At 60.3% G+C, this 23765-nt stretch carries 25 protein-coding genes and 1 pseudogene; 23 read left to right on the top strand and 3 right to left on the bottom strand.

Features of this window, described 5'->3' with window-relative positions; all coding sequences use genetic code 11:
* Positions 1-441 precede the first annotated feature (441 nt).
* Positions 442-1466, bottom strand: a pseudogene (locus tag PQR08_RS25140) (IS110 family RNA-guided transposase).
* Between the two features lie 931 nt (positions 1467-2397).
* Here PQR08_RS25140 and PQR08_RS25135 point away from each other — a divergent pair.
* The 11 genes from PQR08_RS25135 to PQR08_RS25085 all read left to right on the top strand — a co-directional run bounded on the left by PQR08_RS25135 (position 2398) and on the right by PQR08_RS25085 (position 10651).
* Positions 2398-2643: a hypothetical protein gene (locus tag PQR08_RS25135; RefSeq protein ID WP_213234609.1), complete on the top strand. Its 246-nt coding sequence runs from the start codon at positions 2398-2400 to the stop codon at positions 2641-2643.
* A 116-nt stretch (positions 2644-2759) separates the two neighbouring features.
* Entirely contained in the window at positions 2760-2894 is a 135-nt protein-coding gene (locus PQR08_RS25130; protein WP_408162680.1) for a hypothetical protein, read from the top strand.
* Positions 2895-2992: 98 nt separating this feature from the next.
* A complete protein-coding gene (locus PQR08_RS25125) occupies positions 2993-3454 on the top strand; it encodes an outer membrane lipoprotein (RefSeq protein WP_408162678.1) in 462 nt (153 codons plus the stop codon).
* A gap of 37 nt (positions 3455-3491) precedes the next feature.
* A complete protein-coding gene (locus tag PQR08_RS25120; RefSeq protein ID WP_250487120.1) occupies positions 3492-3776 on the top strand; it encodes a hypothetical protein in 285 nt (94 codons plus the stop codon).
* Positions 3777-3882: 106 nt separating this feature from the next.
* Positions 3883-4281, top strand: a complete 399-nt coding sequence (locus tag PQR08_RS25115; RefSeq protein WP_408162676.1) for a hypothetical protein — start codon at positions 3883-3885, stop codon at positions 4279-4281.
* Positions 4278-4739 carry a hypothetical protein gene (locus tag PQR08_RS25110; protein WP_408162674.1) on the top strand — a complete coding sequence of 154 codons (462 nt, stop codon included), beginning with the start codon at positions 4278-4280 and terminating at the stop codon, positions 4737-4739. The genes PQR08_RS25115 and PQR08_RS25110 overlap by 4 nt, the downstream gene beginning before the upstream one ends.
* Positions 4740-4900: 161 nt before the next feature.
* Positions 4901-5419: a hypothetical protein gene (locus PQR08_RS25105; RefSeq protein ID WP_408162672.1), complete on the top strand. Its 519-nt coding sequence runs from the start codon at positions 4901-4903 to the stop codon at positions 5417-5419.
* A 104-nt stretch (positions 5420-5523) separates the two neighbouring features.
* A complete protein-coding gene (locus PQR08_RS25100; RefSeq protein WP_408162670.1) occupies positions 5524-7041 on the top strand; it encodes a hypothetical protein in 1518 nt (505 codons plus the stop codon).
* A 250-nt stretch (positions 7042-7291) separates the two neighbouring features.
* Positions 7292-8317 carry an ATP-binding protein gene (locus tag PQR08_RS25095; protein ID WP_408162668.1) on the top strand — a complete coding sequence of 342 codons (1026 nt, stop codon included), beginning with the start codon at positions 7292-7294 and terminating at the stop codon, positions 8315-8317.
* Between the two features lie 117 nt (positions 8318-8434).
* The gene (locus PQR08_RS25090; RefSeq protein ID WP_408162666.1) at positions 8435-9349 is read left to right on the top strand and encodes a hypothetical protein; all 915 of its coding nucleotides are present in this window, start codon (positions 8435-8437) and stop codon (positions 9347-9349) included.
* A gap of 9 nt (positions 9350-9358) precedes the next feature.
* Positions 9359-10651 (top strand): vWA domain-containing protein, encoded by a 1293-nt coding sequence (locus PQR08_RS25085; RefSeq protein WP_408162664.1) that lies wholly within the window; start codon positions 9359-9361, stop codon positions 10649-10651.
* 81 nt (positions 10652-10732) lie between these two features.
* Here PQR08_RS25085 and PQR08_RS25080 read toward each other — a convergent pair whose 3' ends face one another.
* The gene (locus tag PQR08_RS25080; protein WP_408162662.1) at positions 10733-11200 is read right to left on the bottom strand and encodes a hypothetical protein; all 468 of its coding nucleotides are present in this window, start codon (positions 11198-11200) and stop codon (positions 10733-10735) included.
* Positions 11201-11226: 26 nt separating this feature from the next.
* Positions 11227-11694 (bottom strand): zinc-finger-containing protein, encoded by a 468-nt coding sequence (locus tag PQR08_RS25075; protein WP_408162661.1) that lies wholly within the window; start codon positions 11692-11694, stop codon positions 11227-11229.
* 377 nt (positions 11695-12071) lie between these two features.
* On the opposite strand from PQR08_RS25075, the gene PQR08_RS25070 reads away from it, so the two are divergent.
* From PQR08_RS25070 to PQR08_RS25015, 12 genes are all read left to right on the top strand, one after another.
* On the top strand, positions 12072-13121 hold the full coding sequence (locus tag PQR08_RS25070) for a TadA family conjugal transfer-associated ATPase (protein ID WP_408162659.1): 1050 nt from the start codon (positions 12072-12074) through the stop codon (positions 13119-13121).
* A 12-nt stretch (positions 13122-13133) separates the two neighbouring features.
* On the top strand, positions 13134-13487 hold the full coding sequence (locus PQR08_RS25065) for a hypothetical protein (protein WP_035967777.1): 354 nt from the start codon (positions 13134-13136) through the stop codon (positions 13485-13487).
* Between the two features lie 46 nt (positions 13488-13533).
* Positions 13534-13797 carry a conjugal transfer protein gene (locus PQR08_RS25060; protein WP_053572942.1) on the top strand — a complete coding sequence of 88 codons (264 nt, stop codon included), beginning with the start codon at positions 13534-13536 and terminating at the stop codon, positions 13795-13797.
* Positions 13791-16253, top strand: coding sequence for a VirB4 family type IV secretion system protein (locus tag PQR08_RS25055; RefSeq protein WP_408162657.1), 2463 nt, complete (start codon positions 13791-13793; stop codon positions 16251-16253). The genes PQR08_RS25060 and PQR08_RS25055 overlap by 7 nt, the downstream gene beginning before the upstream one ends.
* Positions 16254-16276: 23 nt before the next feature.
* The gene (locus PQR08_RS25050; protein ID WP_408162655.1) at positions 16277-17044 is read left to right on the top strand and encodes a type VI secretion protein; all 768 of its coding nucleotides are present in this window, start codon (positions 16277-16279) and stop codon (positions 17042-17044) included.
* Between the two features lie 86 nt (positions 17045-17130).
* Positions 17131-18063, top strand: a complete 933-nt coding sequence (locus tag PQR08_RS25045; RefSeq protein WP_408162654.1) for a type IV secretion system protein — start codon at positions 17131-17133, stop codon at positions 18061-18063.
* Complete coding sequence (locus PQR08_RS25040) at positions 18060-19421, top strand: TraI domain-containing protein (protein ID WP_250491188.1); 1362 nt, start codon at positions 18060-18062, stop codon at positions 19419-19421. The genes PQR08_RS25045 and PQR08_RS25040 overlap by 4 nt, the downstream gene beginning before the upstream one ends.
* On the top strand, positions 19418-21289 hold the full coding sequence (gene traD, locus PQR08_RS25035; RefSeq protein WP_408162652.1) for a conjugative transfer system coupling protein TraD: 1872 nt from the start codon (positions 19418-19420) through the stop codon (positions 21287-21289). The genes PQR08_RS25040 and traD overlap by 4 nt, the downstream gene beginning before the upstream one ends.
* Before the next feature lie 10 nt (positions 21290-21299).
* On the top strand, positions 21300-21818 hold the full coding sequence (locus PQR08_RS25030) for a hypothetical protein (protein WP_250491186.1): 519 nt from the start codon (positions 21300-21302) through the stop codon (positions 21816-21818).
* A complete protein-coding gene (locus tag PQR08_RS25025; protein ID WP_408162650.1) occupies positions 21772-22029 on the top strand; it encodes a hypothetical protein in 258 nt (85 codons plus the stop codon). The genes PQR08_RS25030 and PQR08_RS25025 overlap by 47 nt, the downstream gene beginning before the upstream one ends.
* Positions 22022-22636 (top strand): IncC plasmid conjugative DNA transfer DtrJ family protein, encoded by a 615-nt coding sequence (locus PQR08_RS25020; RefSeq protein WP_408162648.1) that lies wholly within the window; start codon positions 22022-22024, stop codon positions 22634-22636. The genes PQR08_RS25025 and PQR08_RS25020 overlap by 8 nt, the downstream gene beginning before the upstream one ends.
* A 286-nt stretch (positions 22637-22922) precedes the next feature.
* Positions 22923-23759, top strand: coding sequence for an ATPase (locus PQR08_RS25015; RefSeq protein WP_408162646.1), 837 nt, complete (start codon positions 22923-22925; stop codon positions 23757-23759).
* Positions 23760-23765 lie beyond the last annotated feature (6 nt).

Here is a 23765-nt window from a genome sequence, read left to right as displayed (position 1 = left end):
CCGGGGTAAGTGCGACGTCGCGGGCACGCGCTGGAGCGTAGGCGTTTGAACGGGTGCGAAGCGAGGACAGGTCGATGGTCTGGAGCATGGTCGAAGAAGGATCGAGGTAGATGATTCATCTTCGCAGCTACAGCGCAAAGTCAAGCTGGGCGGGCTTCTGAGCCGAGCTGCCCGAAAAAATCTATGGTCACCCCCGTTTCTGCAACCCCTGATTTTTGACGTTGTGGTTGGTTTGCTTAAATCTATCCGGCGTCGTTGTGGGGAAATCTCCCCGCGCCACGATGAGAGTCGCGCCTGACGATCCTGAAAAGCCCATCGGCTTCAAGAGCCAATTTTTTCGGCAGGTTGTTCGTCAGGCCGATGTACCGTTCACGTCATCAAATTTCAGGCTATCGCAAAACCAGATGGGTAGACTCGGTAAAGCAGGATCCGGGCGGCTGTTCAGGCAGGCATGGAGGCCGAGTCCGCGTCGAATGTCGAATGATGGGTCGCCAGCGCCCACGCGGTGCGCGCCAGCTTGTTGGCGAGAGCGCAGGCCACCACGTTCGGGTGTCGCCGCGTCAGCATCGCGCGGACCCAGTCGGCCAATCGACCGGCGTGCTTATCGAGCCGCTGCATGTACGATCTTGCACCCAGGACCAGCAGTCTGCGGAGGTTTTTGTCACCTCTCTTGCTGATGCCCAGCAGGTTGGACTTACCGCCGGTGCTGTACTGGCGCGGCACCAACCCGATCGAGGCGGCGAAGTCCCGGCTGCAGCCGTATTGCTTGCCATCGCCCATTTCGGCGGCCAGCACGCTCGCCGTTATAGGGCCCACACCTGGGATGCTCAGCAAGCGCTGGCCGAGGTCGTCTGCATCGAGCTGGCGGCTTAATTCCTTGTCGATCTCGTTGATTTGTTCGCTCAGGTACTTGAAGTGGGCGTGCAGGCGCTCAAGGCTGGAAACCAGCGACGGTGGAAGGGAATGCTCGGCGAGTACCGTCGACAAGCGCCTGATCACAGCTTGTCCGATGGGCAGACTGATGCCGAATTCGAGCAGAATGCGTGCATCTGGTTACTCGTCTTTACGCGGTCGCGCACCAGCGACTCACGTACTCGGTGCAGAGCGGACAGGGTTTGCTGCGATTCGGTCTTAGGCGTGACAAACCGCATGGCAGGTCGCGACGCCGCCTCGCAGATCGCCTCGGCATCCACGAAATCATTCTTGTTGCTCTTGACGAAGGGGCGCACAAACCGGGGCGAGATGAGCTTGACCTGATGCCCGAACGATGCGAGCTTGCGGGCCATATGATGGGCCCCGGCACACGCTTCCATGACCACGGTGCAGGCGTGAAACGTGGCGAAGAACTCGACCAGTTGCTTGCGGCTTACCTTCTTGCGAAACACGGGTTTACCGTGCCGGTCCTGGCCGTGAAGGTGAAAGGAATGTTTGCCCAGATCGATTCCAACCAGCGTCACGTCTTGCATGATGGCCCTCACCAGAAAGAAAGACACCCTACAGCGTAATCCGCTCGTAGGGTGGGGGTGACCATCTCATTAGCCCGCGTCGCGGCTAACGACAGCGGGCTACTGGATGTGATCTACAACAGCGCGCGTCCACAGCCAAGAGGACACGCAGTAATAGCTTAGTTGCTAATCTCCGATGCACAAGAGAAAGCTCGCATGAGACAGAAAAGTGACCTATCCAACAGTCGGTTTTTATTTGTCAGTTTATATTGACCCTACCCGCTAATAAGGGTGCTGAGAGACCAGACAATACAAAAACAAGAAAAACTGAGGCCATCCAGGGCGCGTCCCTGGGTGGCCTTTTCTTCGCCCTGGCAATTGGCAGCCACCAGCGTCTCCTTGCACCTTGCGCTTCTGTCGGAGCGCGCTGCATTTACTTCGCTTCCGGTCGTTGGGACGGTGTTTATTCAAAATAGCGACGTTTTTAGCGTCCTTTTGAACGCATCCGCTACGGTATCGATGGCTAGAATGGCGTCTCTCTCAGGTTCGTCGACGGCCCTCGGATTTGCGACGGACTTTCAAGCGCCGCTTCAGAAATGGAGCAGGCGCTTTTTTTTGTCCCGGCTTCGTGCTGCCGGCCCCGCTCCGGATGATTCGTCGATTCGTCGCGCGGGAAGTCACTACTCGAGAAGTGTTCGTCTCCGTACTGGAGCGAAAGGCATAGCGATTTGTTGAGCTTTCCGACTTCGACTGCGCGATTGACTCCGTAGACTGTGCTCCATTCCCCGCGCTTTTGCGCATCGACCTACCCCTCCAGCGTGCTGGAGGACCATCTTCTCTCCAGCCGTCTATGACGGCAATCTTCTGGCGACCCTCGTTGGTCGCCTTTTTTCGTCCCGTTGGGAGCCTATCCCTCCGGGAGACAGCTCCCATTATCTTTTTGGAGTTGTCTATGTCTCGCAATCTCGCACCTGTCGTCAAAGTTTCCAGCAAGAACGGTTTCATGGCGAATCAGCGTGTGGTCGGTCAGGACGTCGAGGCCAGCCCGCCGCAGCTTTACACCGGTCGTATTCATTCGGTGTGGAGCGACGGCACGGCAATGGTGGATTGGGACTATTCGCTCAACCATCAAGCCGAACGGCATCTGGTGCAAAGCGGTCGTGTCAGACTGCATCACCTCAGCCATACCGCCTCGTAGGTCTTCGTAAATGACGCGTCCAGTGCAGTTCGCTGGACGCCGTTTCTTCAGGTCCAAATCTTTCCTTGATGGGAGCCTCCCATCGAGGGCGGCTCCTACCTTTTCAGGAGTTGCCCATGTTTCCAATGCTCAAACACGCTCTCAGTAGCCTCGCCTGGTACGCCAAGCAGGACGCCGAAGCCTGGAAGATGCTGTCGTTTCTCGTTGTCGTTGTGTACGTCTCGACGGCAATCGCCTCGGTTACCGACTGACTCGCGTAGCTTTTCGCTGCGTATTTCCCGTTTCTCTTCCCTTTGGGGCAAACCAGCCCTTCGGGAATGGATTGCCTCACGTTCATTCGAGGTGATCCATGATCAAGTTTTTTTGTTCCGTGATGCTTCTTTCGGTTCTGACTGGCTGCGCCACGGCGGACTTCGGCTCGCCGGATACCTACCAGCGCTACGACGTTCAACGCATCGGCCAGTTCGAGCAGGCAACCATCATGCGCGTGCGCCCGATCACCATCGAGAGCAATTCTGGCTCGTCGGGCATTGCATCGATCGTTAGCGCAGCAGCAGGTGCCTTCCTGGGCTCGCAAGTCATCGGCAACGGGAGCGGCCGCTATATCGCCGGCGCGCTTTCCGGCTCGGTTTCAGGGTTGGTGGCTCAGCGCGTAAGCGCGGCTATGTCTCGCCACAGCGGTGTCGAAGTCTTCCTTCGTCGCGCCAACGGTCAGACCGTGGTCGTTACACAGGTCGACGATCAGCAATTCGCTGCTGGTCAGCAGGTGTTTCTCGTCTCGAATGGGTCCGGCTATCGGATCACCCACTAACTGGCGGCGACGCCTCGACCAACTGGATGAACCATCGATGAACCACTATCAATTGATCACCCACGGGCAGACCAACGGCTGGGACGCTTTGACCAACGACGTCAACGGCAAGAATTTCTACGGGATGCGTCCGGTGGAGGTCGCTGCGCAAGCAGGCGACGTTGACGAGTTCATGGCGATCGTGTCTCACCCGGAGTTCAGCCCGCTGGGAGCGCGGCCGCATATGTTCGCCGAGGTTGGGCGGATCAGCGACGGTTACGGCGACGCGAGCTTCAAACGCTTGAAGCCTGCGCTCGACGCTTACAAGGCGCGATTCCTCTAATCGGGCATCGCAGTACGCATCTTCTGAATGCGCGGTGAAAACCGCGCCAACCCTTGCGGGGCAGGCTTCCCGCAAGGGACCTGCCTCGTCTGCAATGAGGCAAATCATGAAATTCCCCCGAGTGTTCTATGCGGACCGCAGTAGTGCCAATGCCGGCGCGAAGGCGGCTCTGCAACGTCATGCGGCGCGCGTTCTGCGACGCGTCGCGCAGGACTTGCGTCTTCCGGCGCATGCTCACGAGATCGTCACCGATACTCGCCGCGGCAATTCCGAAGTACGGGTGTCGTTGCGCACCGAGACGTTGTTTGTCGACGTGCTCGAGCGTCAAGGAGGTTCAGGCATCGCGCTGAGCTTCAGAACCCGGCGCGGCCGCTCCGACCTGACGGGCGGTGGCGAAAACCACGTCGCCCTGACGCAACTCGAGACGCTCGCGGGCTATCGAGCGATGTTGGAGGGCCTGCGTTTGGCCGGTGGCATCGACTTGAAGTGCGGAGGTCGTCGATGAAACTGGCGAAGGTGAAAATCGAGTACAGCTCCGGTACGACCATCGTGGACCGCGTTAGCCTCGACCCTCTCACGGGTCGTGTCTATTTGGCTCCGCGGGTACTGGGGCTCATGAAAACGATGGAGCAGTCGGAATGTTCTCCATCGTTTAGTCTCCAGTGCAAGGGCTTTGTGTTGCCGGTAGCTGCTGCTAGTGGGGAGTACAGGGTCTCGATGCCCGTAGAACATGGCACCGGTTTCGGGAAAATCCTTCACTCAATAGCCGTGCCGTCAAAAGAACAGCGCCAGCAGAACGGGCGCTATCTGCATACGCTGTCGGCGGCGTCGATTGGCGGTGCCGCCGCGTCATGGCATGCCGCGCTTGGGCAGGGGTGGGACGCATTCGTGCTGCCGGGATTTCTGGCTGTCGCGGGAGTGCTATTATGGTACGCAGGAATTTGGAGCATGGAAGGAGAATGAATATGTCCACAGGAATCTTCGTTTTGGCGATGTCGATTGTCATTTCGGCTTTCTTCATCTGGACCTCCAACAACGGCCGCAAAGCCGATCGCGAACGCGATTGGGGCAAGTGATTCGACACGGCGCAAGCTGAGTCCAAAGACGAAACCGCACCTTTCAAGGTGCGGTTTTTTTTTACTGTTTTCCTTTTCTGGCGCGCCTTCGGGCGCGCTTTTCATTTTCAGGAGTTGGTTATGTCTATAGCAAACACGGATGCGCTGCGAAGAGGTGTTGCCGCCGATGGTGCGATCGATATTAAGTCGGTCGCTCGGCTGGACACCGACGGCAAGACGGTCGATCAGGTCTTCCAGGATCTGTGCCGCTTCATGCGCGGAACGGAGCTCGAACCGGAGTGGCTTTGTCACGCGAACCTGCAGGACGACGCTAACGAAGCCATGTACGGAGCGCGCCACAGCAGACCGCGGCCCGAGCCGTCGTCATACGAACGAATCTCCGTTTCCGTGTGCATCGGAAACAGCGAGGGCTGGCTTATTCATGTCGACTTCATCAGCCGACCGCAGCTTAGCGACTCGCTCGACCGCACCTACGCGATCATGCCGTTGCTCCGCGCGAAGGTGTTTTCGACTGACCACGCGTGGTCGCTCGCTCGTCTGATCGCCCGTCTAATCGACGCGGCGTAGTAGCTTCTCAACTCTTATCCGCGCCCGTTTTGGCGCACTTAACCCTTGCCGGGCATCGACCCGACAGGGAGCGATTGCCCGCAATTTTTCCGAGGCAATCGACCATGTATCAGCTTTCCTTCTCAGGCTCCGCCCATTCCTTCCGTACGATGCTCGAAGTGCTCCGTTTCCTGCGAGACGACGCGAGCGTCGCAGCAGTCGACGCGGCAGAGATCGCGCTCACGTTCGTCAGCCACTCCGTATCCGTTACTCGCTATAACGGCAAGCTGACCGTTCGTCGGGCCGGGACGGCGACAAGCCTCTTCCTGTCGCTCGTCGACGAGATCGACGCGACTTACTTCAGACCGTCGTTCGCCGCGCTCGAAGCGTGGCAAATCCGGCGCGAGCACTGGCAACTGCTTTATCTGGCCTTTGATCTGGCGCGCGAGCCGCTGTATTTGTTCTCGTCCGATCAGGTGGCGCAGGCCAACGAAGACGCGGCCAAGAGCGGCCGTCGCGGGCTGGACCTGTTCGAGCTGCTGCAAGACGAGTCGCAACGCCGGTTCGGCTTCCGCTACGCGGGCCCGATTCTGGACAGCCGGCAGAGCAATGGTCGGCACGAGGTTCACGTCGCCTACGCGCTCGCGGCGGGCAAGCCCGTTCCGCAAGCGGTCATCGATGACTACGCTTCGTTGTCGAAGTTCGATTCCGACTTGCAATGGGCCAAGCCGCTTCTCGCGGTGCCCGAGTTGCGTGGTGCGTTGCCGCTTGCGAAGCTCGTGCCGCTCGCAACGGTGATGCGCCATTCGAAGCAGGCGATCACCTCTGACAATGCCGCGCTGCTCTCGATGCTGATGGGTCTCGTGCCGAACTCGCCAACGACGGTCGAAGTCGACGACCTGCTGTACGCGAAGGGCATTCTCGAAGCGCATCCTTTGCCTGAGGCGTACCTGAAGCCCGTCGATGTCGGCCTACCGACCTGCCAGTTTGCGGAGGTACTGCGGCGCACGCTCGCCGACAGCGCGCGTGATAACCGGCTAGCGGAACTCGAGAAGGCGCGGAAGTCGGGCAGCATCAGCGCCCGCCGCTTCCAACTGGACTCGCAACTGGCCATTCTCGATCACGGCAGGCACACGCGCACTTTCGCCAACGAGTTTGCGAAGGCAGTGCAGACGGCCGACATGTCCTATCTCCTCAGTATCCTGGACCGGCCCGACGATGCGAACCGCGCGAGCAAGCAAGCGGTGCGCGAGGTGTTCGGGATCAAGCTCATCGGCGTTCGCGCCGCGGCTCGGCGCCGGGGCATTTTTCAACTGGCAGGTATGGACGCCGCGCAGCAAGCAGAATGGGAGGCGTTGTCGGTTTCCCAACGTGAGGCGAGGCGCGTCGCCCGCGAGGTCGCTCGCGCTCGCGAAGCGGCTGAGATGTCGCGCGTTCGTGCGGAAGACGGCGCGGTGCTGACCGGTGCGGAGTGGGTAGATCGCACGATCGCCGACGGCTTCTCGCAGATCGTCAGCCTGCGGCAGGGGACGAGCGTGCGCTACGCGCTCGCAGATCCTGTGCGGCAGTTGCAGGTATCGCTTCGTGCAAACGACGGTACGCTCGCCTACGCGCGCGTGGCGCTCGAACAGCGCGCGAGCTAATTCACCTTCGACGAACCCGGCTACGTGCCGGTTTTTTTTTCGTCGGTTGCGCCAGCGCCAAAGCTTAAGACGATGCGAAATAGTGACCTTTCCACAGATTGTCTGACCGCCCGACCCCTACACTGCATCTATCACCCGCGTCACCGACGCATCGACCAAGCCGGCTACGAGCCGGCTTTTTCATATCTGCCCCTAAGGGACCACGTCCCTACGGGCGTAGTCTTTATGGGGCTTCTCTCTGGAAGCCATCATGAAAGTCACGCCCGCTCAACTCACCGAACTCCTCTCGCTGTACGTGCCGAAGCGTCTGCCGGTGCTCATCACTGGCCGCCCCGGCATCGGCAAGAGCGACATCGTCGAACAGACCGCGCATGCGACTGATCACGAACTGCTCATCAGCCACCCGGTTGTCGAGGATCCGACCGACTCGAAAGGGTTGCCGTTTCCTTCGCCCGACGGCACGACCGCCAAGTTCCTGCCGTTCGGGGATCTGGAGCGCGCGATGACGGCCAGACGCCCGCTGATCTGGTTCCTGGATGACCTTGGGCAGGCCTCGCCCGCCGTGCAAGCCGCAAAGATGCAGTTGCTGCTCGCGCGGCGCGTCGGCGAGCACATCCTGCCACCGCAGGTCACGTTCCTCGCGGCCACGAACCGCCGTACCGACAACGCCGGTGTCTCCGGGATTCTCGATCCGGTGATCTCGCGTTTCGCCACCGTGGTGGAACTCGAACCGACGATCGACGACTGGACGCAGTGGGCCGTGCGAGAAAACATCCCGCCCGCGCTCATCGCGTTCCTGCGCTTCCGGCCGGACTTGCTGTCCGTGCAGAAGACGTCGCGCGATATCGAAAACGCACCGAGCCCGCGTAGCTGGGGGTTCGTCGCAAAGACGATGGATGTCGTGCCGAAGCACCTGGAGCACATCTCCTACGCCGGTTCGGTGGGAGAGGGTGCCGCGACCGAGCTTGTTGGCTTCCTCCAGATCTTCCGCGAACTGCCGAATCCGGACGCGATTCTTCTCGCGCCCGACACGGCGATGATCCCGACGATGCCGGCGGCGTTGTACGCGATCGCGGCAGCGCTTGCGGCACGCGCGAACGAAAACAACTTTGATCGCGTCGTGCGCTACACCGAGCGTCTGATCGGTGAAGGGCATCGCGAGTTTGCGGCGCTGCTGGTGCGAGACGCTGTCCAGCGCTCGCCGCAGATCCAGAACTCGTATGCCTTCATTGGCGCGCAAGGCGGAGAGATCGGCAAGATCATCCGCGGCGAGTAAGACGCTTCACCCGCACATCTGTTTTCTCAGCATCACCCATGTTGGGCCCTGTCGCGTCTTCGGACGCACAGGGCCTTTTTCTTGGCTTCATCCATTCCATTTCTACGAGGTTCTCTCATGGACATCACTTCCATCCAATCGAAGGTCATGCTCTGCTCCGTCACGATTTCGACCTGGGTCGCCCGCCGTTTCGACGGCAAGGTGACGCAGGAAGTCGAGAGCAAGCACCACGCGAAAGGCATCGGCAGATTCAACAAACGCCTGTTGCCCGAGCACGCGCCGAGCTTCGCAGAAGTTGTGACGCTCGCCGGCCGCATCCGCTCGTACTTCTACGACCACACGCTGAAGTACGACCAGTTGGGCGTGCGGCTGCTGCCGACGATGGTCTACATGGACTTCGCCGAAAAGATGCGCTGGTTGAAGGACGAGTTCGACTTGGCAGTGTCCGTGTTCCTGACCGACTACCTGAACCTGAAGGAGGCGGCTCGCGAAGAACTGAACGGACTTTTCAACGAGGCGGACTATCCGACCCTCGCTGAACTGTCCACCAAGTTCGGCGTAAAGATGGCGGTTCTGCCGTTTCCCGACGCGAGCCAGTTCGGCGTCGAGTTGCCGGCGAACGTGCTCAACACGCTCAAGAGCGAGTTGGACCAGCACGTTCTCGCCTCGATCGCGACCGCGAACGAGGACTTGGTGCGGCGTCTGTATGAAGCCGTTTCACAGATGGCTAATCGCCTGTACGCGACGGGCAACGTCCGACTGGACGTCGCCAACAACGTGCGAGAACTGTGCGCCTTGCTACCGAAGCTCAACTTCGCGAACGACCCGCAGCTTACTCACATCCTCGAGCAGGCGAAGACGCATCTGGCCGTGCACACGGGGGCCGAGTTGAAAGACTCGCGCGTGCTTCGTTCTCAGGTGGCCAGCAAGGCACAGGAGATTGAAGGGCTGATGGCCGCGTTCATGGGCATGCAGCCGGAGCCGATGGAAATCGAATCGGCGCATGCAAGCCAACTGCGCCTCGTCGCGTAAGGGGGCGTCATGGACCGCAATGATGTGGTGTTGGGCAGTAGCGCGGTCCATCCGCGCCTTGCCCGGCAACGGACCGAGCTTGTCCTCTCGCAACCATTCTTCGGAGCGCTCGCGCTCCGATTGAATGTCCGCGAGGATCCGACTGCCAAGACGTTCTGGGTGGATGGCGAAACGCTGGGCTACAACCCGACGTACATGGAATCGCTCAGCGACCTCGAAGTCCGGGGTGTCGTCGCGCACGAAGTGCTGCATGTGGCCAATGGTCACTGCTGGCGCCAGGGCGCGCGAGACCTCAACCGATGGAACGATGCCTGTGACTACGCGATCAATCCGATCGTACTGTCGTCGGGCATGGTTCTGCCGAAAGGCGCGCTAGTCGATCCGCGCTATACGGGCAAGTCGGCCGAGGAGATCTACGGTTTGCTGACGCAGGAGGCGAAGGAAAAGCAGCAACAGCCTCCGCAGCCGAACCAGCAGCCGCAGAACCAGCAGCCGCAACAGCAGCCGCAGCCAGGTCCGCAAGACCAGCAGCAGCCGAACGGCAAGCAGGCTCCGAAGCCCGGTGGCCAGAACGGCGCCGCGCCGGGGCAGTCGCCCGGCGATCAGCCTTCGCGTCCTGGTTCATTCGGTGAAGTGCGGCCCTACAAGGGGCCGGACAAGCCGGTAAAGGAAGCGGAGTGGAAGGTTGCCGTTACGCAAGCCGCGAAAGCGGCCGCGATGCGCGGCAAGCTCCCTGGTGATCTGCAGGCGATGGCGGGCGAAGCGGTGCGGCCCGTCGTGGACTGGCGATCGGTGCTGCATCGCTTTGCGCAGCAGTCGTCGCCGTCGGACTACAGCTTCGCGGCGCCACATCGCCGGTATCTGCATCTCGGCTTCTATCTGCCGTCGTTGCACACACCGGCGATCGGCGATGCGGTATTCGTGCGTGACTCCAGCGGTTCCGTGTTCGACGAGACGCAGGCGCAGTTCGACGCGGAGATCCTCGCGGTTTTCCACTCGTTGAAGCCCGCGCGCTTGGTCGTGATGGATTGCGATACCCGCGTCACGCAGGTTCAGATCTTCGAGCGGGGCGACTCGCCCGAGATCAAGCCTGTGCGTGGTGGTGGCGGGACGGCGTTCGTCGAGCCGTTCAATCGAGTCGCGGAAGACGGTATGAACCCCGCCTTTCTGGTCTATCTGACAGATATGGTGGGGCGCTTCCCGACGGTCGCGCCGCATTACCCGGTGTTGTGGGCGTCAACCACGCCTCTGACACGGGCTCGGAAAGCGCCGTTTGGCGAAACGATGGAGGTGATCTGCTAGTCCCCGGCTTTGGCCGGGCATTCCCCTGAAAGACGAAGCCCGGCGATTTTGCCGGGCTTTTTTTTCGACTATGCACGAGGCTCAGGCCCGGCGTTTCTGCAGCGGCTGGTATGCCTCTCCGCCCTTGAACCGTTCCAAACGGTCGCTCGCCGTGGTCAGCGCGCCGAGCGTCGCGCTATGCAGTTGCCGGTCGTACATGCTGACGATCGCAGCCAGCAGCGCGAAGGCTGACTCCGACGACACCCCCCACGTTCCGGTCTGCCGGCCGCCTTCGAACACCTCGGCCATCGCCCGGTCGGCTGCCAGCAGCGATTCGTGCGAAAACTCGCCGTGGCCCGCCTCACTGAGGAACTTGCCGAGCAACACGACTTCGGTGGTGTGCTGCGCGGGGGCTATGTGGTCGCACGCGCCGCGGATGGCTTCCAACGACAGGTGCGCACGAAGCGCGAGGTCATCGGCGACGGCACGCGGGATCGGGAGCAATTGCGCTTTGTTAAGGCGCGCGCGGACTGCCTGAGAAGAGCGCTGGAAGGGAAGGGTGCGAGACATAGCAAACGTTTGATTGACTGCCCGTGTTAACGATCTTCCCACGCTGGTTCTGAAGGGCTAGCGGTGCGAGCGCGCTGGAATTGCTCAACAACAGCGATCGCGCGCTCGCATTGATCCGCGTCGAGCGTATGAATCGAGCACTTCTCCGCATCCGCCCCGATCTCGCCGGCTAGCCACTTCATTGCTTTGGCGCGCGCCTCAAACACATTGCAGCCATCGCGCCGGACCTTCGCGGCAACCAACGGTTCGAGCGCCGCATGGAGCTTCGCCTTGAGGTCGCGCAGGCGGGCGTCGGCGAGACGGCCGAGCGGTACGTGGCGGGTGCTGCGCGGAAAAACGCCGACCCACGCCTGGCAGGCCGCGCAAAGCCACAGCGGACCGTGATCGTCGCGGTAAGGGTAGGCGTCGTTACCGGCGTGCACGAGCGTCGCGGTCGTGCCGCAGTAGTCGCAATTGGGGTGGGGAAGAGGCTTGACTGGTTTTCCGACGCGCATCGGAGACGACTCCGGAGAGGGCGGAAACGATCAATATAGCAAGCCGGTCTGGTAGCGCCAGTCAGTAAGCCGCGGCGTTTCATAATATAAAAAGTGTGCCGACTAAGGGGGGTGTGAATATCCGGCAACTTTTGTAACAAGCACTTTCCCTTGTGATTTCAGCAACTTAAGGAAATGACTGAGCGCAGTGGGACGCTCTCCGGAGAGCGTTGGTCGCCGACCTCAGCGAATGAATCGGTCGGCCTTTTCGGTTGCAGTCCCGAGGATATTGCCGCAGTGGCCAAGAAAGATGCTCAATTTGACGCCTCTTTCGATGCCTGCGCGCGTTTGCGAACGCCAACAATAGCCGACATGTTAGATAGCCCACAAAGCATCGCATGTCTGAGTCTGCCGACAACCAACTCCTGAAGCTGCGCCCCCTCGAAGCGGAAGCCGTGCGCATGTTCTTCCATGCGCTTTCGCCGCTGCGCGAGCTGCTGGACTCGCCCGACCTCGCGGAAATCATGATTAACGACTATCGCAACGTCTGGGTGGAGCGTCGTGGCGTGATGACACGCGAGAACATCGACCTGCGCCCTGAACAGCTCGAAGGCGCGATCCACTCGCTCGCCTCTTCCGTCGAGAAGTCAGCGAAAGCGGGAAGCGACAAAGGCATCATCAACGCGGGCCACCAAAACTTGCGTATCGCGGCGGTGATGAGCCCGACCTCGATTGACGGCCATGCGCTGAGCATCCGGAAGCACCGCGAGTCGAAGCTGACGCTCGCGGACTACGTGAGCATGGGCGCGTTCTCGGCCGCGAATGCTCGGCCGGAATTCGCCGAAGCAATCCATTTCGAGGAAGGCATTGAAGACGAGGCGCTCATGCGCGCGCTCGTCGCGCTCGTCCAATCACGCAAAAACGTCCTCGTCGCCGGCGGCACGTCAGCAGGTAAGACCACGTTCCTCAACGCGCTGATCGAACAGATCCCGTCCGACCAGCGGGTGATCTCTATCGAGGACACGATGGAACTGAAGCTGCACGTGCCCAACCGCGTGCGGTTGCTCTCTAACGCCGACACGAACGTGACGACGCAACTGCTCGTCGCGCTATGCCTGCGCTTTCGGCCCGACCGCATCATCGTTGGTGAGGTGCGCGGAGGCGAAGCGTACGACCTACTACAGGCGCTCAACACCGGCCACGATGGCGGCCTCGCGTCCATTCACGCGAACAACGGGCGCACCGCACTCAGCCGCCTCGAATCGCTCGCCATGCTCGGCATCCCGACCGGATCGCGGTGGGAGCTGGAAGACATGTGCAAAAACATCGCTGACTGCTTCAACTACGTCGTGCATTTCAAGCGCACCGGCGAGATGCGGCATGTCTCCGAAATCCTCGAAATCCGGGGATTCAAAAACAACGATTACGACCTACAACGCGTTTTTTAACGGGAGCATCAAATGAAGGGCAAGAAGGTACTCAACAGAGCCGCGACGGTGGCAAAACGTCTGCGTCCGGGCAAGTCCATGCTGGTCGGCGCGCTGCTGAGCGTCGTGTCGGTGGCCGCTATGGCCGCGGGTGATTTTTCGAACCTGACGGGCCTGACGGACATCATCTGCACGATCAGCAACCTGATCAGCGGCCCGTACCTGTACGGCATCGGCATCGTGCTGATCACGCTCGGCGGCGTCGCGGTGGCGAACTCGGAAAGCAATATCGCCAAGACGTTCTCGGTGGTGCTCGTCGGCCTCGGTATCGCGTCGGTCGCGGTGCCGATCATGCAGAGCCACTTCCACATGGCCAACGCCTGCTGATATGCGCCAGCACAAGGTTAGTCGAGGCCTCTCATTGCCGCGCCAGATGGGCGGGGCAGACCGGGGGCTCGCCATCTTCAACGGGACGATGACGGCGCTGCTCACCTACACGAGCTGGACCCCGGGATTTCTCCTTGTCGGCGTCGTGGTGCATGTGTTCTTGCGCTGGAAAAGCTCGACTGACCCGTGGTGGCGAATCGTGATGCTGGTGTACAACCGCTACCCAGACGTCTATGAGCCGGGGCCGAGCAGCCGTTTTAGCGCGCGCTTCAAGCGCCCATATGGGTTTGATCAGGACCTTCCATGCTGAAAATGATGTTCACCAAGCGCGCGGTGCAGGAAATCGCGCCTTGGGCGACGATGGTTACGCCCGAACTGGTGCTCAACAAGGACGGGTCGCTGCTGACCGTGTTCGAGTTTGAAGGCATCGACGCTGACTCGCCCAACCCCGGCGACATCACGGCCGCCCGCGACAATCTCGACCACGCATGCCGCAACTTCGATCACCGCATCACCGCGTGGTGGCGCATGTCGCACCGGCGCGTGCGCGGAGGCATCGACGGCACGTTCGCGTCGGAAGCCGATGCGCGCGTCGACGCGATAAATCAAGCGATCATCGGCAGCGGCAAGTACTTCAAGAACTCTCACTCGCTCGCGCTGGCGTTCACGCCTGAGACCGGCATTTCGCGGATCTTCGACAAGATCGGCTATCACATGACGGTCGGCGGCAAGAATCTGGCTGTGGCGATGTTCGAAGCGGTAAAAGACACGATTCTCGCGCGCAGCGCCTTCGCGTTCGACCTGACCAAGATCCAGAACGAGATCAAGCGGTTTGAGTCGGTGATCGACGGATTCGTCGGCGGCGTTACGCGCTTGAAGATGAAGCGGCTGCAGCTTCAGAACGTCCTGTCGTTCTTGCATCAGCGAGCGAATCCGTCGACGCCCAAGCGCCGCGTGCGCTATCCGGTCACGATGCTGGACACGCATTTGACCGAGACAGAAGTCACAATCGGCGCGACCGAGCTGATGTTTGAATCGGCGCACGGCAAGGTGTACGCCCGCATCATCGGCATCAAGGAGTGGATGGGCTTTCAGGAGGCGGCGCTCGACGTTCTCTCACAGGTGGACGCGGAACTGGACGTCTGTGTGATGTTCCGATTCCTCGACACATCACGTGCAAGCGCCTACATTAAGAAGATTCGAGGGTTCTATAAGGTCGCGGCCTTCAATCCCGTCGCCATCCTCAAGCAGTGGGCAACGAAGGAAGAGCAAAAGAACGACGAAGGCCGTGAGATTCTCGCGAAGGAAGCGGGCGACGCGCTGGCGAAGCTCGACGCCGAAGGCCAGCAGTACGGCTTCGCGAACATTTCGGTGGTCGTCTATGGGAGCACTCCTGAGGAGTGCGAGGACGCAACGCGTCAGGTGGTCGGCGTCATCGGCAATGCTGGCTTCGGTGTAATCCTCGAAAAGACGAACCTCTTCGCCTCGTGGAGCGCAACGCTGCCGGGCCGGTGGGACCAGCAAAGGCGTCTGCAGTTCGTTGAGACGCCCGCGGTGTCCGACATCGCCCCACTTTGCAGTGTGGGCGAGGGTTCGAAGGTCAACGAATGGCTGACGCAGCAGTCCGGCACGAAAACCGGCCCGCTGACCTGCCTGCCGACCCGCCATCGCACGCTCCAGTATTTTGACTTGCATCATCCGGGGGGCAAGGCCCATACGCTCGTCGTCGGTCCAATCGGCGCGGGTAAGTCTGTGTTTCTCAACTACCTGATGACGCAGACGGGCCGTCACGGCGCGCGCCGCATCCGCTTCGACAAGGACCGATCGACCCGTATCCCGTCCCTGCTCGGCGGCGGTCGATTCATCGATGCAACCGGCAGATTTGAGGCCGCGACCTCGGTCAATCCGCTTTCGCTGATCGGCGAGGAAAAGCACTGGTCATATGTCGCGGACTGGGTGCAGCTTGCCATCGAGGGCGAGGACTACACTTGCACGCCGCAGCAGCAGACCGAAATCTACGATCGGATCAAGACGCTGGCGCTCGGCTTTCCGGCTGAGAAGTGGCGTCTGTCGAGCTTGATCACGTTGCTGCCCGCGGATCTTCGCGAGCGACTGCAGGTTTGGACTGAAGGCAACAAGAACGGCAAGTTCTTCGATCACGCCGAAGACGGCTTCGCGATCTCCGACGATCTGTCGATCGAGATGGGCGACTTGTTCCAAAACTTCCCGGTGGCCGCCGCGTTGTTCATGGACTACGCGTTCTACCGGATCGCCCAGATCCTCGACGGCAAGCGCTACACCGTGATCGAAATTGAAGAGGCGGGCTTCTTCTTTACCTACCCGAAGTTCTACGCGCGCCTCGAAATTTGGGCGGTGACCATCCGAAAGCTCAACGCCGCGCTGGTGATGGCGACGCAGTCGCTCGGGCAGCTTGCGCGCGTGCCGAACTTTGAGATTTTGAAAGAGAACATCCCCAACCTCATTTACCTGCCCAACAGCGACGCCATCAATAACCAAGGCTTGTATCGCGATGTATTCGGCCTCACGCCGCATCAGATCAAGATGATCTCGGATGCGGTGCCCAATCGCGACTACCTGTGGGTGACGGCTAAACAAAGCCGGATGCTGCAGGCCCAGTTCCCGAAAGAAGCGCTCGCCTACCTCCGCTCGGACGGCCGTGCGCAAGCGCTTCTCGACAAGCACGTCAAGTCCGGCAGCCCACAGTGGCAGGAGGAGTACGTGCGAGACGTACTCGTCAACGCTTAACGTTCTATCAGCAAGGTACCGCCATGATGAAAAAAATGCTCCGCCGCATCGCAGCCACCGGCGTGCTCACGCTCGGGTTTGTGCAACACGCCAACGCGAACATGCCGGTGTTCGATGCGTCCAACTTCATTCAGAACACGATGACCGCCGCGGCCGCCGTGAAGGGTGAGGTTTATCAGGATTCGAACCTGGTGTATCAGTACCAGATGATGCTCAACCAGCTCAAGCAGGCGACCAACCTCGATCCGTCGGCGATGCTGGCACAGTTCAAAAGCATCACGAGCGATATTTCGAGCCTGAGCAAGTACACCGACGCCTTGAAGGATTTGTACGGAGGCCTGCAGAACAACGCCGAGTACGCAAGCAAGGTGCAGGCGCTGATTACGCAATCGGGCAAAACGGCTGACCAGTGGTTCACGGACCAAAACACGCTACTGCAGAACAACGACAAGACGGCGAAGCAGCTTTTCCAGCAGGGCAACGACGTCATCTCGCACGTCAGCACGCTCGCCAAGCGTCGGCAGGAGATTCAGGACCAACTGAATATGTCGCCGACAATGCAGGCTACCGCTCAGTTGACCACGCACATGCTGGACATCATCTCCAGTCAGAACAGCGACCTTCTGACGATGATGGCGGCCAAGCAACGCAACGACGCTGTCAAAGACTCGGCGACAGTCGCGGATCAGAAGGCGAACAACGCGAGTCAGGCGGCAATCAAGGCGCAACAGGATAGAGAGCGTGCTGCCTTTGACGCACAGATTGGCTCGTCGAAGGTGCTTGGGCAATGATGCGGTGTTCCGTCATTTCTTTCATTAGGACGCTTCTAATCTTAGCCGCGGCGGTGGGCTGCGTCGCCATCACCTCTAATCGGGCCATGGCGCAAGCAGCGGTCGACGTGCCCGCTTCGGCGGCGACAAGCTCTGCGGCAATACTGGCCAGTCAGAAAGGTGATTTCGCCAAAGGGGCGACCAGCGCGGCACAGCAGATCCACGTCTTGCTCGGCAACGTCGTCAGCACCGCGGTCGATGCCAGTTCGAATGTGATGAGCGAGGCGAACAGATTTGCGTGGGGCCTGGGCGTCATCTCGTTGGTCTTGGTAGGAGTCCGGTTCGCCGGGACCCACCATCCGATCGCAGCGTGGGTCGATCTTTTCGAGGAAGTGGCGATTTTGGGCATTTTCGTCGCCTTGTATCTCGGTTACACCACATCAGCCGCTGGCTTCTGGACATGGTTCGAGCAGTTGGCGGCACACATCGCCACCTCGGACAATGGCTCGGTTGGTTCGCAAATGGCCTCACTTGCAGGGACCATCATCGACGCACTGACCGCCAAGCTAAAGACGGTAAAGCTCTGGGACATTCCTGCGCTGTTCACCGATATGATCGTACTGGCCATCGCGGGAATGCTCATGGTTCTCGCCTCCATCATCTTCGTCTACTACACGGCGATAGGCCAAATTCAGGCCGCCATCGGTATCGTGCTCGGCCCGATTGCGATCGCGCTCGGCTTCTCTTCGTACACACGAAACTATTTCAAGAAGTGGCTCGACTGGATGATTAGTGCGGGCATGTACACGGTCGTGGTCTCAGTTCTGATCAAGCTTGTAGGGGCGTCAATCACGGAAGCGGTAGCGAAGGCGACGCAGGTGGGCGGGTCGACGACAGTCAACGGGGCGTACGTGTTCGACCTAGCAGTGTTCGTGCTGCTCCTGTCCTTCGAAATCCCGAAGCTCGCGACGATCTTTGGCGGCGGTGCAACGGCAACCGGAACCGGGGCGATGAAGTTGGCGAGCAAATTCATTCCATGACGAACGCTCACGAAGCTATCCCGGTCGAAGACCTTTTCGCCACGCACCAAAAGCGCATCGAACTGGTTCGACAGTGCGCCAATGAAAGCACGGAAACCGAGTTCGCGCGCAAGTGGCTGTCCGTACTGCGTCGGTGTGCGAGCTGGTTTTCTGCGATGCCGCTCACGCCTGAGTTGCACTGCGAGCCGGGCGGTGCATTTCGCGCGACGATCGAATCAACGTTCTATGCCATGCGGCTCGCGGGCGGGCAGAAATTCGCGGCCGATCTCACGTCCGACAAGCGTCGCCGTCTCGAGCCGCAATACAACTTTGCCGTGTTTCTGGCCGCCGCATGCTCGTTGCTTGACGAGCCGTTTCGTCACTTCGAAATGCTGCGGCTCTCGGACCGTACGAAGTGGAATCCGGCGGCGCACGGGGCGTTCGGCACGTGGATCGGAACCGGTCAGTTCGCCGTTGAGCGGCGTGTGACGCCACTGAAGAACGAGCGCATGCGCACTGCCATGTTTGCCCAGACCGTCATCTCGCCCGAGCTGCTCTCCGGGTTCGACACAGCGGTGCTGGACGACCTCTTCAACGCGATAAATCCCGAGCGCAGCCCGCAGGGGTTTGAACCCCTCGTCCACAAGGTAGTGCGGCAGGCCATGGGCGTTGCGGTGGACTTCGAGCGCAAGGCGCAACGCGCCGTGTTCGCGCCGGTGAAGTATGACGTTCCCTCAGCCGTGCACGTCGCGCTCGCGCTTGAGCCGCAGTTCGTCGCGACGCCCGCCCCGGCTAGTGTTGATTCCTCCGTGAACCCGGGACAGTCGACCGCAACGACCGCATCAGTAGCGTCGGCCACGACCCCGGAACCGCAGTCTGCCGTTGTTGGAGCAACGGCCTCGTCGCAGCAGGAGGCGAGCGCCTCCGCGCCGAAGTTTTCTCAGTCGTTGCTCGATGCGTTGGAGCGCAGCGAAGCACAGGCCGCTGGTGCGGCTGCGGCTGAGCCCTCGACCGGCCCGAGCGCGCCTGCATCGCGTCCGGCGCCGGTCGACCCTGCCGCAGCGCGTTCAGCGAGGTCCAATGCAAACAGGGTCGGGCCGTCTGACGAAGAATTGACGGAACTCCTCGGCCCCGGCGCTGCAATGCTGAAAGAGTTTTTCAAAGCCCTCGCCGGTGACGTGGCGACCGGAAAGGCGGAAGTGACGTGGGAAGAGAAGGGGCTCGCCGTCAAGAAGCGGCTCGTCGGCGGATACGGCATCACGAGCGATACCCTTGTCGAACAACTCAAGAAGCGCAGCCTCCTGATGCGCGCACACGGCAATGACATCTGCATTGTTGAGCGCGCCGGACGTCTCATCGTGGAGCGACCAGCGGCATGAACTACGTCAATCACTTCCGTCCGATTTACGAATTTCGACCGTTTCTCGTCTGGCCCATCGTCATCATTGGCATCTTGGTCTCGGGGATGCCCTACGGCTGGGCGTTTGCGCTAGCCGGCGTTGCCCTGCTGTCGATTCGTGCGCTCCAGATATGGAAGGCACTGAGCTTTCGCATGGCCATTTCAACGAAATGGCTGAGCAAGATTCGCATCGGAAAGCTTCTTGCCACGCAGAACTCGATGCGGAAAAGAGCGGACTCGATGTACCTGGGCATCGGATACGAGTGGACGCAGAAGCATACACAGATTGCCCACGAAATCCTCCGGATGCCCGTAACCGACATTCCGTCGCTGCCGAAGTGGCTGTCAAAAACCGAGATAGGCCGGACCGTGGAGGAGCGCATCGAGCGGCTATTCGGTCCGCGCGACAGCATCCGCGATCGCATGCCGCAGGGATCATCCTGGATCCACGGTATGGAGCAGAAGAAGGTTGAGGTGCCGTTTCACTATAAGGCGATGGGCGGTCACACGCTGGTGGCGGGCACGACTGGCGCGGGAAAGACCCGCACCTACGAAGTTATCTCCACGCAAGTGATTCACAACCCGAAGGACGTCCTGATCATCGTCGACCCCAAGAACGATGACGAGTGGAAAAAGCGCGTGGAGAAGGAATGCGCGCGCACCGGGCGCAAGTTCCTGTACTTCAATCAGGCGAAGCCGCATGAGTCGATCCGCCTGAACCCGCTCGAAAACTGGTCGCAGCCGTCGGAAATCCCGTCGCGCATCGCGCAGTTGATGGAAGAAGGTCAGTTCCGTGACTTCGCGTTTCTCTTCATCGACCGCGCCGTGAAAGGTGAGCTGTATGTCGGCGACAAGCCCAACCTGCGATCGATTCTCAAATACGCACAGTCAGGCATTGGCAATTTGCTCGACCGTGGGCTGCGACGATTCTTTATTGAGAACGGCCTGACCGATTGGGAAGAACTGACCGTAACCGCGACGGTAAAAGACGCGCAGCGCCGCAACGACGCCTCGTTGATTGACGGGATGGTGAAGCTGTATCTCGACCGCTTTGCCGCTCACGACCGGGGGCACGAGACGATCGATGGGTTGATCGCCACGCACACCCACGACCGCGAGCACTACATGAAGATCATCGCGTCCGCGTTGCCGCTGCTACAGATGCTCGCGACAGGCGAAACGGGCCTCATGCTCGCGCCAAAGGCGGACGACTTCGAGGACGAGCGCGAGATATGGGACATCGACAAGATCATCAAGCAGAAGGCGGTCTTGTACATGGGGCTCGACTCTCTGTCGAACAACATCGTCCAGAAGGCAATCGCGTCCATGGCATTGTCGGACGTCGCGGCCGTCTGCGGCGCCATCTACAACTTCTATGCAGAGAAGCCTGACGTCGTGCTCATCATCGACGAGATCGCCGAGGCCATCAACGAGCAGGTTATCCAAATCCTGAACAAGGGACGCGGGGCAGGGTTCAAGGCGTTCGTCGCATTCCAGGCGCGTGCCGACCTCGAAGCGAAACTTGGAAACGCAGCGAAAATGCTGCAGGTTTTGGGTAACCTCAACAATCAGGTGGTGCTTAGATTAGAGGACTCAGATACAGCGAAGTGGTTCTCGGACAAGGTCGGGGAGACTGCGATCCGCGTGGTGAACGTGTCCAACAGCACCAATACCACGACTGAGGCGCACGCGCTTGAATTCAGTGGCTCACAGTCCCGCTCAATCCAGTTGGAGAAGGTGCCGCTCATTCCCGTCAAGCTCCTCCACAGCTTGCCGAATCTGCAGTACTTCATGCGCATCTCTGGCGGTGCCGTGTATCAGGGTCGCATTCCTATCATCGAAGGCTAAACACAAGATTATGTCCGCTGCATATAAAAACATCATTCGCGATCACAAGCTCTCGCACAGGCTGGTTGCGGTCTTCAATGTCGCACCGGAGCTGGAGCTCGCGTGTTCGCGCGTGGCCGACTTCATCGGGGAGCGGTTTATCGGAGACAAGGGGCCGCTGGCTGCGGAGATGATCGAGTCGGCGCTAGAGGGTTTCCGGCGTGCCAAGCGCACGGGCGACCAGCACATCGCCTTCATGCAGGGCTTGTTCGAGCCGTCGAAAGCGCTGTATGCCCGCCGGCTTGTCGCTCGGTTTGGCGACAAGGTGTCGGTGTGGTGTCCGATGGTCGAGGCGATTCCCGCGTTCGAAGCGCGCCACGCTGAGTACCAGTTCGAAATGGTCGATGAGCGTTGCCCGGACGAGATCACTGAGCGCACCGCGGCGTTCCAGCTCGCCGCACGTGTGCTTCAGGGGGAAGCTTTCCGCCGTTACTTCGAGGAATATGATGTCGCTCACCGTTACGATCATAGCGAAGCTGTCGGGAGTTGAGCCGCGCACGGCCCAGCGCGCGCGCGACACTGCTGCTGCATTCGACGGCGACATGAACGCGGCCGTGCCGGACGAATTCACTTACGGCGCGGGCGCCCGGTGCTATGCATTGGCGACGATCGCCGAATTCCGACCGGCGCTGTTTTGGGGCGGACTGATGGCGCTCGTCGCGGTGCCCGCCCTCATGCTAGTCAAGGTGCTGCATGGCTAGCCGGTTTGGTTCGCATATCAAGGTTTGGTTTCTGCTCGTGCCGGTGCTATCCATCGCGGTCATGCCGGCGATTCCGGAGCGCAAGCTCTTTGAGGTGCCGGAAGCGGAAACACATTCTCTCGTCGAGTCGGTGGGACAGGACCGGGTCGATCGCGCCATGCGCAGCGCCAACGAAGAGTTCCACCGTGCATTTGTCGATAGCGGGCTGCTCCACCGCACGCTGAATGCATCCGGAAAGGTAGGCGGCTTGGACGACGGCGGATTCTCATCGTTCGCCCACACCTGGACCGAGAACTTCTGGTTACTGGTGTACCGCATGCTCTTCCGTGCGATGGTGATGAAGATGTGGATCGTTGGAACACTTCTTTTCGCCGTCGGCATGTTCATCGACGGTGCGGCGCGCCGCAAGATCAAAGCGTCGGCTGCGGGCTTTGTAAGTCCATTGTCTTTCCATCTGGCAGGCCATGGACTGCTGCTTGTCACTGGAACGCTGTTCGCGGTGCTGGTGGTTCCGTTGCCTGTCTTGGTGGGCTACTGGGTCGCGGTTGCTGCACTCCTCGGAGGTCTCCTGTGGAAAGCTGCCGAGTCCTTCCAGTCGTCGAGATAGGGGAAAAGGTCCTCCAGGCGCATTAGCAATTCATCAGAAAAATTGCTCTATTTCTCTTAGGCAACGCTACCCGGATAGCGCTGCCTTTGTTTTTTCCGCCTTCGTCTTGCCGCTGCCTGCCTAGAGCGCGCCGACAATTCGGCGAAAGGCGCTTCAAATAGCCACCGTTTCGAGCTTTTTCACGCTGCCACCGCCGCAACAATGCTAAATATGGGCAACGCGCTTTGCTTGCCTAATCCCCAACGATGAAACGGGACCGATGCGGTCCAGACAGGAGAAACGGCGAATGAGCACGGTTGTGGAACCCGGCAGTGAAGAGACGGTCGCGCTTAGCGCACTTGAACAAGGTACGGTCGAGGCGTCGCTGACCACCGATGGCGCTGACGACGGCGAGCTTGAGCGCGAGTTGACGCAGATGGAGGCGGACGCTGATCGTCTTCAGAAGGAAGGCGTGATCTCCACCGACGACGCCGATATGAAGCGGGCGGAAGTTGCGAAGACGCGCAAGCTGTTCCGCGACCTGCCTGCCGCCGAGCGTATCGCCATCATTAAGCGCCGCCGCGAAATAGGTCGTCAGTTGCTTGACCGCCAGCTTTCCGGCGCAGCAGTCGTGACCGCCCGCGTGCGTCTAAACCACACCCGCCTGAAGCCGTTGTTCGAACAATGGTGGCCGTACATCAACCGCATGAGCATCAACATGCAGCGTTTCGGCCGCTCGACGTTCGGCGAAAACGACAAGGAAGTGGTCAACAGCGCGCTCGAAAAGCTCCTCGGAGGCATCGAGAGCTACGTTGACGAGCAACTGCGCGTGGCCGAAGGCTTCCGCCAGCAAAAGGAAGCGGAGCTTCGGGCGAACAAGGAATTCGTGTTTGAGCCGACGATCCCAATGCCCGCGATGGACATCGAAGTTGAGGCGTACTCGCGCTTTTCGATGCGCGTGCTGGGCGTCATCATGAAGTTTGACAGCGCGATGGACCACTTCGATTTCATGGTCTGGAACGGCATCCGCGACCAGTCCGACGTGGACGATGAAGCCGTCAACTTCCTCAAGCGCTTCAACCCGCTTGGCATTCGCGGGTACATGACGCACCTGAAGCTGATGACGACGGTCCGCGGCAACTAAGGAGGC

The organism is Caballeronia jiangsuensis, from assembly GCF_046030135.1.
Classification (GTDB): Bacteria; Pseudomonadota; Gammaproteobacteria; order Burkholderiales; family Burkholderiaceae; genus Caballeronia; species Caballeronia jiangsuensis.
This window is presented reverse-complemented; position numbering and strand designations above follow the sequence as displayed.